Origin of the sequence: Mycolicibacterium holsaticum DSM 44478 = JCM 12374, from assembly GCF_019645835.1 — a bacterium.
Lineage (GTDB): Bacteria > Actinomycetota > Actinomycetes > Mycobacteriales > Mycobacteriaceae > Mycobacterium > Mycobacterium holsaticum.
Genome location: NZ_CP080998.1, coordinates 5,001,396 through 5,015,360 on the forward strand (window position 1 = coordinate 5,001,396; position 13,965 = coordinate 5,015,360).

General features: G+C 63.4%; 11 protein-coding genes. 7 read left to right on the forward strand and 4 right to left on the reverse strand.

All coding sequences use genetic code 11. The features are described 5' to 3' along the window. Window positions 1-66: 66 nt before the first annotated feature. From K3U96_RS24040 to K3U96_RS24050, 3 genes are read left to right on the forward strand one after another with little or no spacing between them, the layout of a single operon-like run. A complete protein-coding gene (locus K3U96_RS24040) occupies window positions 67-996 on the forward strand; it encodes an efflux ABC transporter ATPase subunit, DrrA-related (RefSeq protein ID WP_220691305.1) in 930 nt (309 codons plus the stop codon). Beyond that, complete coding sequence (locus K3U96_RS24045; RefSeq protein WP_220691306.1) at window positions 993-1,748, forward strand: ABC transporter permease; 756 nt, start codon at window positions 993-995, stop codon at window positions 1,746-1,748. Before K3U96_RS24040 ends, K3U96_RS24045 begins: the two co-directional genes overlap by 4 nt. Beyond that, a complete protein-coding gene (locus K3U96_RS24050; protein ID WP_220691307.1) occupies window positions 1,745-2,545 on the forward strand; it encodes an ABC transporter permease in 801 nt (266 codons plus the stop codon). The genes K3U96_RS24045 and K3U96_RS24050 overlap by 4 nt, the downstream gene beginning before the upstream one ends. Before the next feature lie 2 nt (window positions 2,546-2,547). Here the strand turns inward: K3U96_RS24050 and K3U96_RS24055 are convergent, their stop codons facing one another. The 4 genes from K3U96_RS24055 to K3U96_RS24070 all read right to left on the reverse strand — a co-directional run bounded on the left by K3U96_RS24055 (window position 2,548) and on the right by K3U96_RS24070 (window position 7,956). Beyond that, window positions 2,548-3,825, reverse strand: coding sequence for a glycosyltransferase (locus K3U96_RS24055; RefSeq protein WP_220691308.1), 1,278 nt, complete (start codon window positions 3,823-3,825; stop codon window positions 2,548-2,550). An 8-nt stretch (window positions 3,826-3,833) separates the two neighbouring features. Next, window positions 3,834-4,838, reverse strand: a complete 1,005-nt coding sequence (locus K3U96_RS24060; RefSeq protein ID WP_220691309.1) for an NAD-dependent epimerase/dehydratase family protein — start codon at window positions 4,836-4,838, stop codon at window positions 3,834-3,836. Window positions 4,839-4,883: 45 nt separating this feature from the next. Continuing rightward, complete coding sequence (locus K3U96_RS24065) at window positions 4,884-6,266, reverse strand: nucleotide sugar dehydrogenase (RefSeq protein ID WP_220691310.1); 1,383 nt, start codon at window positions 6,264-6,266, stop codon at window positions 4,884-4,886. A gap of 421 nt (window positions 6,267-6,687) precedes the next feature. Next, window positions 6,688-7,956 (reverse strand): glycosyltransferase, encoded by a 1,269-nt coding sequence (locus tag K3U96_RS24070; protein ID WP_220691311.1) that lies wholly within the window; start codon window positions 7,954-7,956, stop codon window positions 6,688-6,690. A gap of 179 nt (window positions 7,957-8,135) precedes the next feature. Between K3U96_RS24070 and K3U96_RS24075 the strand changes: the two genes are divergently transcribed. From K3U96_RS24075 to K3U96_RS24090, 4 genes are all read left to right on the forward strand, one after another. After that, window positions 8,136-9,776, forward strand: a complete 1,641-nt coding sequence (locus K3U96_RS24075; protein ID WP_220691312.1) for a GMC oxidoreductase — start codon at window positions 8,136-8,138, stop codon at window positions 9,774-9,776. Window positions 9,777-10,023: 247 nt separating this feature from the next. Then, window positions 10,024-10,800, forward strand: a complete 777-nt coding sequence (locus K3U96_RS24080; protein ID WP_220693667.1) for a phthiotriol/phenolphthiotriol dimycocerosates methyltransferase — start codon at window positions 10,024-10,026, stop codon at window positions 10,798-10,800. Window positions 10,801-10,873: 73 nt separating this feature from the next. After that, window positions 10,874-11,635 (forward strand): rhamnosyl O-methyltransferase, encoded by a 762-nt coding sequence (locus K3U96_RS24085; RefSeq protein WP_220691313.1) that lies wholly within the window; start codon window positions 10,874-10,876, stop codon window positions 11,633-11,635. Between the two features lie 80 nt (window positions 11,636-11,715). Continuing rightward, a complete protein-coding gene (locus K3U96_RS24090; protein ID WP_220691314.1) occupies window positions 11,716-13,917 on the forward strand; it encodes an acyltransferase family protein in 2,202 nt (733 codons plus the stop codon). Window positions 13,918-13,965 lie beyond the last annotated feature (48 nt).

Consider the following 13,965-nt stretch of genomic DNA (forward strand, 5'->3'; position numbering starts at 1 on the left):
GTCGACCCCGACGAAGACTTCGCTACTTCGCCCGAAGCAACTTCGCTAACGCTAGGGTCAATATCCGTGATCGAGCTTGACGGTGTCGCGAAGACGTTCGATGGGAACGTACTCGCGCTGCAGGATGTGAGCTTTTCCGTTGAGGCAGGGTCGGTGTGCGCATTGCTCGGCCAAAACGGTGCAGGCAAGACCACGACGATCAACATTCTGTCCACCTTGATGCAACCCACGTACGGCAAAGCTGTGGTGGCCGGTTGTGACGTCGTCAAAGATCCAGCGGGGGTACGGGCATCGATCGCAATGACCGGACAGATCGCCGCGATCGACTGGCAGTTGACCGGACGCGAGAACTTGGTGATGTTCGCCCGGCTGCACGGAATGCGTCGCAAGCAGGCGAACGCGCGGGCCGACGCGTTGATCGAACAGTTCGACCTCATCGACGCCGCCGACCGTGCAGTGGTGACGTATTCCGGCGGCATGCGTCGGCGCGTCGATATCGCCGCCGCACTCGTGGTTCCGCCGAAAGTGCTCTTCCTCGACGAGCCGACAACCGGGTTGGACCCGCGTAGCCGCCGCAGCGTGTGGGATCTGGTGTCATCGTTGGTAGCCGAAGGTGTGACGGTGCTGCTCACCACCCAGTACCTCGAGGAAGCCGATGTGCTGAGCGATTCGATCGTCGTCATCGATCACGGCCGGGTCGTCGCAACCGGCACGGCCGAGGACCTGAAGAGCCGAGTCGGAATCAGCTACTGCACGGTCAGTCCTGTCAATCCCGCCGATCTGCCCAAGGTGCTCGCTGCGGTTGCCGATTTCGAGGATGCCCATGCCGATGAAGAGCGCAATATCGTTACGGTGTTGGCGCCCAACGGAATGGGGACGCTCAGCGAGGTATTTCGTCGGGTCGATCAGCTTGACGTCGAGTTCGCCGACATTTCGCTGCGCAAGCCGTCGCTGGACGAGGTGTTCCTACACCTCACGGGCAGTATCACCGCGTGACCGCAATCGCCATTCTGACCGAACGCACGATCCGTGAAACGCTGCGTAACGATCTGCCGTTCGCGGTGTTGGCACCGGTTGGGAACTTCATCGTCTTCAACTTCGCGCTGCGCAACGTGATCGACACCGGTGGGATCGGCTATCCCCAGTACGTGCTGCCCGTCATCATCGTCCAGGTGACGTTGCTCGGCGCGCTGACAACCGTCGATCGGGCTGCCCGCGACCACGGCTCCGAACTGGGCCGTCGTTTTCGAACGTTGCCGATTTCGGCGATGACTCCGTTGATCGCTCGCATGATGTACTGCCTTATCCGCGGAGCGATCGCCTTGGTGGTCACGATCGCCGTCGGGTACGCCTTCGGCTTTCGGATGCTCGGGGGAGCAGGTCACCTCGTGGTTTTCACGCTTTTCGTGTTGGCGTTGACGTTGGCGCTTTCGCTTGCCGCGGATGCGATCGGGGTGAGCATCTCGGGTGCTGCGATCGGCAGGAACGGGGGCTCCAGCCAGATTCTCCTCGTCCCCCAGATGGTCCTGATCATGTTGTCGACCGGGATGGCGCCCGTCGATTCGTTTCCCGAGTGGTTGCACGGGTTCGTCCGGCATCAGCCTGTTTCACAGGTCACCGACGCGCTGCGCGGACTCGCCGCCGGCCATGTCGCGGTGAGCAGCCTGCTGATCAGCCTGGCGTGGTGCATCGGCTTACTGGGGATCTTCGGGGCGATGGCGGTGCGGATGCAACGGCGCGTGCAATGACCACGAAAGCGCCTGTGCGCAGTTCGCTGTTTTCCGAAAGCCTGGTGTTCGCGGGTCAGCAGTTCGCCCACTGGCGCCGCGACCCGCTGGTGCCGATCCAAGCGCTGATATTTCCCACCTTTCTGTTGATTACCTACTATCTGCTGATCGGCAAGTCGATTATGCGCATCACGGGGACGGACAGCCTTTACGGTTTGGTGCCCACCTGCGCCATAGCGGGAGCGTTCTCCGGGGCGATCGCGGTCGGCCTCACCCTCCCCTTCGAACGGAGCACCGGCCTGCTCAGCAGGCTGTGGGTGTTGCCGGTGAACCGCGCCAGTGCGCTCACCGGCAGGCTCATCGCCGAAGGTGCGCGCACGCTGGTGAGCACCGTCTTGATCACCGCGGTCGGCATCGGGTTGGGCCTTCGCTTCGAAGGTGGCCCGCTCGAAATGCTCCTGTACCTGCTGGTGCCGGTGATGGTGGTTGTCGTGTTCGCGATGGCGGTGATCGCCGTCGCGGTGCGCGCCAAGGACGGCACCGTGCTCATCTGGCTGGGTCTGCCTGCAATCACCGCTGTGTTTGCCAGCTCCGGCTCGCCTCCCGTCGAATCGCTGCCTTCGTGGATGTGGCCGCTTCTTCGGTTTCAGCCGATGGAGCCGATCGTGGATTCGATGCGCACGCTCGCTCAAGGCGGGCTCCCGTGGTGGCCGCTGCTCTGGGGTGTGGTGTGGACCGTCGGTCTGGGCGCGATTATCGGGCCCATCGCAGTCCGCAGCTATCGGACCGCTGCCGAATCCGGCGGCGTGCGCGGCTGAGGTCAGGCGCGCCGCGAAAGTGCGAAGCTTTCCATCAGGTCGGCCGCGACCACCACACTCTCGGCGGGTTTGGTCATTCTGGCGGCAAGTTGTTGGGCGCGGTCGAGGTAATCCGGGGCGAGGATCTTGCGCAGGTCTGCAACCAATGATTTCTCGGTGGTGGCCACAAAGCGCCGTCCCGCACCCACTTTGAGCTTCTTGAGCCGAGACGCCCAGCAGGCCTGATCGGGCAACATCCACAGGAGCAAGGTGGGGCGTCCGGCGCGCAGACCCGCGTGAACCGTCCCGGCCCCGCCGTGGTGGACTACCGCCCGACAGGACGGAAAGACCTCCGCATAGTTGATCGCGCCGACAATCTTGACGTGGTCGTACTCGGGCACGCTGCCGAAGTCCGCCCATCCCGCGCCAATCAGCGCCCGTTCGCCCAACTGTGCGCACGCACCCGCGATCATCGCAACCGCGTCGGCTGCTGAGCCCACCGGCATGCTGCCGAAGCCGAAGAAGATCGGCGGCGTTCCCGCAGCGATCCACGACGCGGTCGCGACATCCTCATCGGCCGCCAGTCCCATCGTCAGCGCCCCGATAAACGGCCGTTTGGGGATCTTCTGGTCATTCCACGACGCCCATTCGTCTGCCAACCCTGGGTAGCACACCGCGTCGTAAGCCTGAATTTCCATCGCATCCAACGCGGCGATGCGCTGCGTCCAGTGACCGGTCGCCTCCGGCAGACCGAGAGCATTGCGTTCCGCGTCGTCCTCGGCTTTGTGCCCCCGCCACGTCAGCCACTCGGACGCAGCCATCACCGAGCGACACACCGGCACCGGCAGAAACGGTAGCTGAAAGCCGTTGACTCGCAGCGGGAAGACCTGCAGCGTGGCCAACGCGGTGCCGCAATACTCGGCCACGTTGGACGCGACCTCCTCGTAGTTCATCCCGGAGACGAGCAGGTCGGCCCCGGCCGAAAGCGCCAACAGCGTCTCTCGCGCCTGCTCGCGGTACTCGATGAGGGGTGCTGCGAACTCGTTCAACAACTTGTTCATTTCCTGGACGCGCCAGGGCTTGCTGAACACCAGGCTCCAATACTCGTGGTGCGCCTCGATGACCGTGTCCAACGCCGGTCCGAACGCGACGGCGCTCAGGCCCGCCGACTCAGCGAAACCCACCAACTCCGGTCCGACAACCAGGTGTGCGTCATGCCCGCGGTGCACGAGTTCGCGGGCGATCGCGATGAACGGTTCCACCTCACCGCGCGTTCCCCAGTTCGCTAACACGAATTTCATCGTGTGCGCTAAACCTTTTCGTTCCTGACGGTTTCTTCCAGGTACCACGGGTTGGCCCGAGCCCAGTCGATCGTGCGACGCAGCCCCTCTTCGAGGTCGATCTGCAGACGCCATCCCAGGACGCGCTGCGCCTTGGTCGAGTCCGGCACGCGACGCGGGATGTCTTCATAGCTCTTGCCGTAGCTCGCCGCGGTGTCGAAAGCCGCAGTGCTCGACACTGAATCGACTTTCGCGATCTTTATCGCCAGATCCACGGCGTCGCGCATCGACGTCTCGGTCATGCTGCCGATGTTGAAGACCTCACCGATGCCCGCTTCGCTGTCAGCAGCGAGTAGGGTGCCGGCCACCGCGTCGTCGACGTAGGTGAAACACCGGGTCTGGTTTCCGGAGTCGTAGAGCAACGGTTCCCGGCCGTTGAGGATGCGGTGGATGCTCTTGGAGAGCACGAAGATCGGGTTCTGCCGGGGTCCGTAGACGTTGAAGAACCGCACGACGGTGACGGGGAGTCCGTAGGCGTCGTGCATTCCGAAGACCATGTGCTCGGCCATGGCCTTGCTGGTGCTGTAGCTCCAGCGTGCCGTCCTCGTCGAACCGACGACGCGGTCGTCGTCCTCGGCCCACGGCGTGTTGGGGTTCTTTCCGTACACCTCCGACGTGCTCGTGAAGACGACCCGCGCTCCGTGGCGATGGCTCAGTTCGAGGACGTTGCGCGTGCCGATCACGCTGACGTCGACGACCCGCAGCGGATCCTCGACGTACTTGTTGACGCCGACCACCGAAGCCAGGTGAAAGACCTTGTCCACGTCGGGGGTGATGGCCGCCTCCAGGGCGGCGCGGTCGGTGACGTCACCCTGCACGAACCGGAAATTGGGGTGCCGGTCGAAGTCGATACTGGTGTCGCGGGTGTTCTTGGCGAAGTCGAAGACCGTGACGGTGTCGCCGCGGTTCAGCATTGCGGTGACCAGGTGTGACCCGACGAAGCCGTAACCGCCTGTCACGACGACATTCGACATGTTCGTTCTCTCTGTTCGATGCGGAGGTTGGCGCCGACCCGGCCCTTATCGGCCGACCCCCTTGTAGACGAAGCCGGCGGCGCGCACGGCCGCGGGGTCGAAGCTGTTCCGTCCGTCGAGGAACACACATCCCGTTGTGGACAGCTCGGCCAGCCGGGTCAGCGGGATCTGGTGGAACTCGCGGTGTCCCGCGAGCACCATCAGCGCGTCGGCGTCCTTGACCGCGGACTCGATGTCGGCAGTCAGCGGGATCTTCGTCACCAGATGCGCTTCCTCTTCGAGAACCCACGGATCATGGACCGACAGCTGGCATCCGGATTCCTCGAGCATGGCGATGACGTATTTCGTCGGGGTGAGTCGGCAATCGCCGGTGTTGTTCTTGAACGCGATACCCAGCACGGCGATCTTGCTGGCCTCGATCGTCTTGCCCTGTTCGGCGAGGAGTTCGGTGAGCAGCCCGTAGGTGTAGGCAGGCATCGTGTCGTTGACGGTTCGCGAGGTCCGCGGAATGGCGAGGTCGAGCCCGACCGACTGGCCCAGGTGGTCGAGGAACCACGGATCCTTCGTCAAGCAGTAACCGCCGACGCCCATACTCGGCCGCAAGATGTTCACCGGGCCGCTGCCTTTCGGCATGGTGTTGGCTGCCTCGATGACTTGCAGGGCGTCCATCCCGAGCCGATCGCACAGTTTGGCCAGCTCGTTGGCGAGCGCGACGTTGAGGTCCACCCAGAGGTTGTCGGCGAGCTTGACCATCTCGGCGGTGCGCGGGTCGTCCACGACCACGGAATCCACGCCCAGCGCATGTCGCCACAGGGTTGCGCAGGCCCGAGCGCTGCGCTCATCGACAGCACCGACCACGACAGGTATCGAGGTCAGCTCGCGGATGGCTTGACCTTCGGCGATCCGTTCCGGGCAGAACGCGAGCCCGAAGTCGACCCCGGCCCGAAGCCCTGAGGCCTCTTCGAGGATCGGCCGCACGAGGTGTTCGGTGGTATCGGGCGGCACTGTGCTCTTGAGGATGACCAGGTGGCCTTCCCGCAACTGTTCCCCGACGGCCCGGGCCGCTGCCTTGATGTCATCGACGATGGGCTCGTAGTCCGGACCGAGCGGCGTACCGACGGTCACGATGACGAAATCGTTATCGGCGAGAGCGCCGAAGTCCGACGTCGCACGGAGCCGACCCATGCGCACGCTGTTGGAGACGAGCTCATCAAGCCCGGGTTCAGGCACGCTCGTCTTGCCCTGGTTGATCTCGTCAACGACGTTCTGTCTCACGTCGATCCCGGTGACCGGCCAACCGCGGTCCGCCAGCACGGCCCCGATCACCGTGCCGATGTAGCCGAAACCCACCAGGGCGATGCCCGACCGCATGCCGCGCACCAACAAGTCGATTTCAGCGTCGCTGCGTCCGAACGCACCTCTAACCATTGCGGTACCAAGCCCTCCAGCGCGCGCCGTACGCGTTCGGCTAGATGTAAGCGAGGGACCCCTCGTCACCCGCTGACAGCGCAGTCTAACTAACGCTCGCGTCAATCAACCGAACTTTCGGAATTTACAACGACCGCCTGAAATGTCAACCTCGGGGAGGCCAGTACCGTCCTCAGTCGCTTGTTTCACACGCCCCAAGATGCGCTCATTTGGGCTGCTAGCCCTGGGTGCCATCAGTGGATGTCACTCAACCTCTTGGTGGCGGATCCAGCCCGTCACGTGATTCCCGTCGCGCTAGACGGGACCACGGCCAGTGGAGCCGTCGGAGCCGACGACCGCAAGTTCCGTGAGGACCACTTGCGCTGCAGCGCGAGGACAAGCTCGGATTTGACTTCGCCGCCTACGGGTCCCTCTTCCGCAACTAGCGCCTAGCACGTAAGCGAGCGAAGTCTTCCACCAAACTGGCAGCGGCCGATGCGCTTTCGGATGCGTTGATGATATGCGGCGCCATCTCACGTGCGCGCCTCCGGTACTGCGGGGTCAGGATCCGACGCAGACCAGCGCGCAGTGATTTCTCGTTTGTTGTCGAAAATCGCTGTCCAGCACCGACTTTCATCCTCTTCAACTGGGCTGCAAAGAACGGCTGATCAGGCAACGTCCAGAGGATCAACTGCGGAACTCCTGCGCGCAGGCACGCCGCCAGGGTGCCGGAGCCGCCGTGATGCACGACCGCCCGGCACATCGGGAAGATCGACGCATAGTTCACCTGGCCCACCACCTTGACGTGGTCGAACGTCGGCGCGACGCCGAAATCAGTTCCGCCGGCGCCCACTATGGCTCGCTCACCCAGCTGCGCACAGGCGGCGCCGATCATTTGGATCATTTCCGCCGGCGAGCCGATTGGCACGCTGCCGAACCCGAAGAAGATCGGCGGTGTACCCGCAGCGATCCACTCCGCCACCTCCTCGTCGGCGTCTGTCGGGGACTCCAACGCCAACGCGCCGACGAACGGGCGCTTCCCGTTCCATTTCGCCCATTCGTCGGCCAACCTGGGGAAGCACACCCGGTCGTAGGCCTGAATTTCCAGCGCATCACGTTCGGTGATCCGCCGCGGCGCGGGACCGGTGGCGCTGGCCAAGCCAAGCTCACGGCGCTGGGTGTCCTCGTCACTGCGGGTTCCGCGCCAGGCCAGCCAGTCGTTCACCGTCATCACTGTGCGGCTCAACGGAGGCGGCAGGAAGGGCATGAGCTGACCGTGGGCCCGGCACGGGAAGTAATGCAACGTGGCCAACGGGATGTCGAGAGCCTCGGCGACGTTGGCGGCGGGCTGTTCGAAGATCAGACCGGTAAGCAGAAGGTCGGCCCCCTCGGCCGCCACCATCAGCGACCTGGTCATCTCCGCCCAACATTCGGCCGCAAACTGTTCGGTTTCGCGCGCCATGCGTCTGAGCTCTTTGAGCTTCCACGGTGTGCGCGAGTAACACGTGAAGTAGGTGCGTTGCAGGTTGAGGATCGGCGCCGAATCCAGGCCGTAGCCGATGGCCTCGAGCCCGGCAGCGGCCGCAAAGTCAATTAGGTTGGGCGGCACGGCCATACACACGTCGTGCCCTCCACGCTGCAGCTCGCGGCCCACGACGACGGCGGGTTCGATGTCGCCGCGTCCGCCGTAGCTCGACAGCACAAATCTCATCGTCGGGGTCTTGGCCTTTCATCCCGGTGCCCGCGCATCACCAGCAGCAACGGTCATTATTACCCGCTTTTGACGGCCGCGTAAGCGTTCGGCCGCTAGCTTGGCTAATCGTTGATAGGCTCCCGAATCGCCCAGAGCAGACGAAACCGTGCTGGGCCATCCCGCTGAGGAGTTCGGTTTTGGTTGACGGCGAGCTGAGTTCGCGCGAAGCCGAGCGGATTGCATGGGACGTGATCGTCGTGGGCACCGGCATGGGCGGCGGCATGGTCGGTTACTCGCTGGCCCGGTCGGGCCGACGGGTGCTGTTCGTCGAAAAGGGCCGCTCGACGTTGCCCGGAACCCCGGGAACCATCCGCTCGGCCATGCCCGAACTGGCTGAGCCGGCGGCGGCTCGATCCGCCGATGCCTACCTCGCCGCGTTGGCCAGGGCGGGGCGCTCAACCGATGAGGTCGAAGACGTCAGCGGCCGCATTCGCAAACGGTTCGTACCGTTCATCGGGAGTGGAACCGGAGGCTCCTCAGCCATTTACGGCATGGTCTGCGAACGGTTCTTCGTCGCTGACTTCACGCCTCGGCAGAACTTTCCTAATCCCGGCGATTCCACGGTCCCTGAAGCGTGGCCGATCACCTACGGCCAGCTGGCGCCCTGGTACGCACAGGCAGAGAAGCTGCTGCGGGTGCGCGGCCAGGCCGATCCTCTACGGCCGGAGGCCGCTGAAGTCGGATTGCCCGGGGCGCCGCCCTTTTCGGCTGACAACCAACCGGTGGTCGACTACCTGTCGGGTCTGGGATTGCACCCGTATCACCTGCCGATGGCCTGCGAGTACACCGACGGGTGCGCCACCTGTCAGACCTATCTCTGCCCCCAGTCGTGCAAGAACGACGCCGCTCGGACCTGCGTGCTGCCAGCCGTCAGAGAACACGGCGCCAAATTGCTCACCGAGTGTCGGGTGGTCGGCCTTGACGCCGACCGCACCGAGGTCCGACGGGTGATCTGCGAGCACCGGTCGGGTCGTCTTGAACTGACGGCGAAGGTGGTGGTGCTGGCCGCGGGTGCGCTCGCCACGCCGGTCCTGCTCCTTGATTCCAGATCAGGCGATTGGCCGAACGGTTTGGCGAACGGCTCAGACATGGTGGGGCGCAACCTGATGCGTCACATGCTCGATCCGATCGAGATCTGGCCGCAGCCGGACGTCACGACCACGGCTGCCAACAAGGAGATCGGGCTCAACGACTTCTACTTCTTTCAGGGCCACAAGTACGGCACCGTGCAGTCGTTTGGTGCGGTCCCGCCGATGGAATGGCTCATCAACCGACCCACTCCGCAAGGGAAGGCGTTACGGCTGATGCGCCCGGCAGTACGCCAGATCTACGAGAAATTCTTCACCGGCGGACTGATCCTCGCCACGATGATGGAAGACCTTCCCTATCTCGACAACCGCGTGCTGCTATCGGAGCGGTCGGGCGCCAACGGTCGCCAGCGAATGCGAATACAGTACCGGCTACACCCCAACGAAATTGACCGCCATGCGGCGTTTCAGCGGCTTTTCCAGCAGATTCTGAAGCCGTTTCGTCAACGGAGGTTGGGGAGCGGCAAAGACAACTCCAACATGGGACACGTCTGCGGTACCTGCCGATTCGGTACCGATCCCACCACCACCGTGCTGGACCCTCAGAACCGAACGCACGAAGTGGAGAACCTCTACGTGGTGGACACTTCATTCTTTCCGTCGAGCGCAGGCTTGAACCCCAGTCTGACCGTCGCAGCAAATGCGTTGCGCGTCGCCGAACATGTGGATCGGGCGCATTTCCCCAGCTGAACCGAACCGGTCAATCACCGGCAGGAAGGCCCATCTGGTCGCCCTCGACTTCGTCGACATCAATGTGGCGCCTCAGCCCTCTGCCCGCCAGCGGGCCACCGCTCGCGCTACAGATTCAGGCTAAATTGTCAACCACGTCAAAATCTTCGCGGGGGCGAATACTATCCCTGCCATGACACGACCTTCTACGCCACGCGCCGACGTCGTCAGGCGGATCATCACCGCGGACGCTGCGCTCGGTCCGGTCATGCGGCAATCGATCCAACGCGTCAACAAACGGCTCTATCCTTACCTGACTCGCCGGGTCAGCGACGACGTCTTCTTCTTGAATTGGGGATACGAAGAAGACCCCCCGATGGGCGTGCCACTTGAAGCCGCGGACGAACCCAACCGATATCCGATTCAGCTGTACCACAGCACCGCGACCCAGGCCGGTGGGCTTGAAGGCAAGCAGATGCTCGAGGTCGGCTGCGGGCACGGGGGTGGCGCGTCCTATCTCGCCCGCGCGCTGCGTCCGACATCCTATGTCGGTTTGGATCTCAACCCTGCCGGTATCGAGTTCTGCCGTCGGAACCATCAAGTGCCGGGTTTGGAGTTCGTGCAGGGTAATGCCGAGAGCCTGCCTTTTCCCGCGGCATCGTTCGACGGGGTGATCAATGTCGAATCATCGCATTGTTACCCACATTTCGACCGGTTCCTCGGCGAAGTTGAGCGGGTGCTGCGGCCGGGAGGGGCGTTTCTGTATACCGACGTGCGCCAGCGCTACGAGTGCCCGCGATGGGAAGCGGGGCTGGCCGGTGCGCCGGGGCTGCAGCTTGTCTCATGGCGCGAGATCAACACAGAAGTGCTGAGAGCGTTGGACCTCAACCCAACCCCGTGGGGTGACCGCGTAATGGACAGCCTGGTACCGAGATTCATGCAGCGAATGGCCCGAAAGGGGGCACCGGTGCGCGAATCGTGGATCTACCAGAATCTGGCGAACGGGCGGATGTCGTACCGGATGTACTACTTCGTCAAAGGTTGATCGGTCCTTCAACGCAGACGCCGGTGGCTCACGCCCATGCGGCCGGTGCTGCCGCATCGAGAATAGGAATAGCATGCCGAGTCAACGAACAGCCGGACCAAAACGGTCGACCCTGGCAACCAAGCTGCGGATTCTGAACCAGATTGCGTTTGACCGACGCAGTACCCGCCTGTTTTCTCAACTGTTCTACCGCTCAACTGGCGCGGAACCCGAGGAATACTGCGAGTGGTACTTCAACAATCTGGTGTGGCAGGACACCACCTGGATGGGCATCGAGACCTATAAGTCGCCCTGCGATATGTGGAACTACCAGGAGATTTTGGTCCAGCTCAAACCCTCTCTGATAATTGAATTCGGCACGGCGTTCGGTGGCTCCGCCGTTTACTGGGCCAGCGTGATGCGACAGACCGGCGAACCGTTCAAGGTACTTTCGGTTGATATCAGCCATGACCTGCTGAGGGCGCAAGCGCGTCGTGACCCCGACGTGGAGTTCCTCGAATCATCTTCTGCATCACCGAAAGTGGCGGAGCGTATACGGGAACTCAGAAATGAGTACCCCGGCAAGGTGTGGGCCATCCTTGACAGCGATCACTCGATGGATCATGTGCTGGCCGAGATGAAGCTTCTACGGCCATTGCTGTCGGCCGACGACTACCTCGTCGTCGAAGATTCGCTTCTCAACGGACATCCCGTCGCGCCCGAATGGGGTCCGGGTCCCTACGAGGCGATCGAGGCGTACGAGAACGAATTTCCCGACGACTACACGCATGACACGGCTCGCGAAAATAAATTCGGTTGGTCATTCGCACCGTACGGCTTCCTCATCCGCAACTGACAAGGACGAGACTCTCCGGAGTCCCGCCCCGTACACGAATGCTCACCGAGCAGTGCGTTCTCCCACCTGAGTAGGCGACCTTGCACCAGGCCGACAGCGCTCGCACTACCAAAGAGCGGAGTGAACGACGCGCAGAGCGCTCCAACTTTCGCCCCGATATCGAAGGGCTGCGTGCGGTCGCCGTCCTTGCTGTGGTCCTGTTCCACGCTGCCGTACCTGGCCTAGGTGGTGGCTACGTCGGCGTCGACGTCTTCTTCGTCATCTCTGGCTTCTTGATCACCGGACTGCTTTGGCGGGAGGTGAAAAGCAGCGGCTCCGTGCGACTGCGCGCGTTTTACGGTGCTCGAGCACGTCGACTGTTACCGGCCTCGGCCGCGGTCGGCGTGTTCACGATGATCGCCGCGACGTTCCTGCTTCCACCGCTGCAAGCGCCGGCGGTTCTCTACGACGGCATCTTCAGCGCGTTGTACGTCAGCAACTACCGCTTCATACAGGAAGGCGTCGACTACTTCGGCGCCGCGAGCCACATATCTCCGTCGCCTTTCCTGCATTTCTGGTCGCTGGGCGTCGAAGAGCAGTTCTACTTGGCCTGGGCTCCAATGTTTCTCGCCACCGCCTGGTTCGTCCGGCTCATCTGTCGGGCGATGCGGCGTCCTCGTACCACCGCGGCATCGACCCAACGCCCTTTTCTGGTCATACTCGTCCTGGTCGCGGTCGCGTCATTCGGCATCTCGTATGTCGCCACCGACCTCGCCCCTGAAACGGCGTTCTATTCCTTGCCCACCCGGGCTTGGCAACTGGCGATCGGGGGGTTGTTGGCACTCACCATCGACCAATGGCGCCGGCTCTCCGCCGTGCCCGCGGGGATCCTGGGCTGGGGTGGATTGGCGCTCATCGTGCTCGCCTGCATTTGGTTCAGCCCGGCCACACCGTTTCCAGGCACCGCCGCACTGCTCCCCACCCTTGGTGCCGCGCTGGTCATCGGTGCCGGCTGCGCCACACCCACACGGGGCTGCGGGCGCCTGCTGGGGCTGCCGGCGATGCGCGCGATCGGCCGCATCTCGTACTCCTGGTATCTATGGCACTGGCCGGTGCTGGTATTCGCCCCGCTGGTGGTGGGCCATTCGCTGGGATTGGACGCGCGGCTGGGTGCAGCTCTCTTCTCTGCCGGGCTGGCCTGGCTCACCCTGCGCTACATCGAAAATCCGCTCCGCTTCAGTCCAACGATTCGCAGTTCGCCGAGGCGAAGCCTGGCGCTCGGCGGGGCAGCCACCGCGATGGCTGTCTGCGCCGGCTTGGTGTTGATCCAGGTCCTGCCACCCGCGGTCGGCCGTGGCGACCCTGCGACGCCGTTGACGATTACCACCGAACGCGTTCCCGTTGGCGCGAGCGTCGATGTCTACGACACCGCCGTCAGTGAGGCATTCGCCCAAGTGCGGGCTGCGCTCGCGGTCTCTACTCGACTCACCGCCGTCCCGTCGAATCTGGATCCCCCTCTCGCCGAGGCAAAAGGTGAAGAGAAAAGCGTGTACCTCGACGGCTGTATGCGCAGTTTCTTCGAAACCGGGCACCCTGAATGCGCTTCTGGCGATGTGGATTCGGCCACCACGGTCGCGTTGGTCGGGGATTCCCATGCCGCGATGTGGAATCCGGCGTTTCGGCATCTCGCCGATCAGCGTCGCTGGCGCCTTGAGACCCTGGCCAGGGCTGGTTGCCCACTACTGGATTTACCCGTGGGCGACACCGTTCTGCGCAGGGATTACACCGAATGTCAGCAGTGGCGCGAGGAAATCATCGCCCGGTTGCGCGCCGAACGCCCACGGCTTGTCGTTCTCAGTAATTGGCGAGGCTATGGTTCACCCGAGTGGCCATCGAGTTTTACCTCCTATGATCCGGCGTGGCTCGCCAGCCTCACACAGATGGTGCAAGAGTTGCGCGACACGGGAGCGCAGGTGCTCGTACTGGGACCGATCCCAGATCCACAGTCGATGGTGCCGGTCTGCGTGTCTGCTCACCTCGACGAGGCGACCGCCTGTGCGCCAGCGCGATCAGCCGCCGTAAACCGGTCAGGTATCACCGCGGAGGCCGCCGCGACCAAGGCCGGCGGTGGTCAATATGCCGACCTTACCGATCTGTTCTGTACCGCAGAACGCTGCCCGGTCATCGTCGGCAACACCCTTGTCTACTTCGACCGGAACCACATGACGCTCGAATACTCCAGGGGGCTGACTCCGGCCATCGGCGCCCTGTCCGACCTCGCGCTCGCCCACGCTGACACCTAACCTGTCTACAACCGAGGCGACCTCGACAGACGCGCCGATGCAACTCTC

What these genes read in the sequence shown, in the direction of transcription:
- K3U96_RS24070 (WP_220691311.1), bottom strand. Translation starts at nt 7,956, where the DNA reads ATGAGATTTGTGCTGTCGAGCTACGGCGGACGCGGCGACATCGAACCC.
- K3U96_RS24050 (WP_220691307.1), top strand. Translation starts at nt 1,745, where the DNA reads ATGACCACGAAAGCGCCTGTGCGCAGTTCGCTGTTTTCCGAAAGCCTG.
- K3U96_RS24065 (WP_220691310.1), bottom strand. Translation starts at nt 6,266, where the DNA reads ATGGTTAGAGGTGCGTTCGGACGCAGCGACGCTGAAATCGACTTGTTG.
- K3U96_RS24060 (WP_220691309.1), bottom strand. Translation starts at nt 4,838, where the DNA reads ATGTCGAATGTCGTCGTGACAGGCGGTTACGGCTTCGTCGGGTCACAC.
- K3U96_RS24080 (WP_220693667.1), top strand. Translation starts at nt 10,024, where the DNA reads ATGCGGCAATCGATCCAACGCGTCAACAAACGGCTCTATCCTTACCTG.
- K3U96_RS24085 (WP_220691313.1), top strand. Translation starts at nt 10,874, where the DNA reads ATGCCGAGTCAACGAACAGCCGGACCAAAACGGTCGACCCTGGCAACC.
- K3U96_RS24055 (WP_220691308.1), bottom strand. Translation starts at nt 3,825, where the DNA reads ATGAAATTCGTGTTAGCGAACTGGGGAACGCGCGGTGAGGTGGAACCG.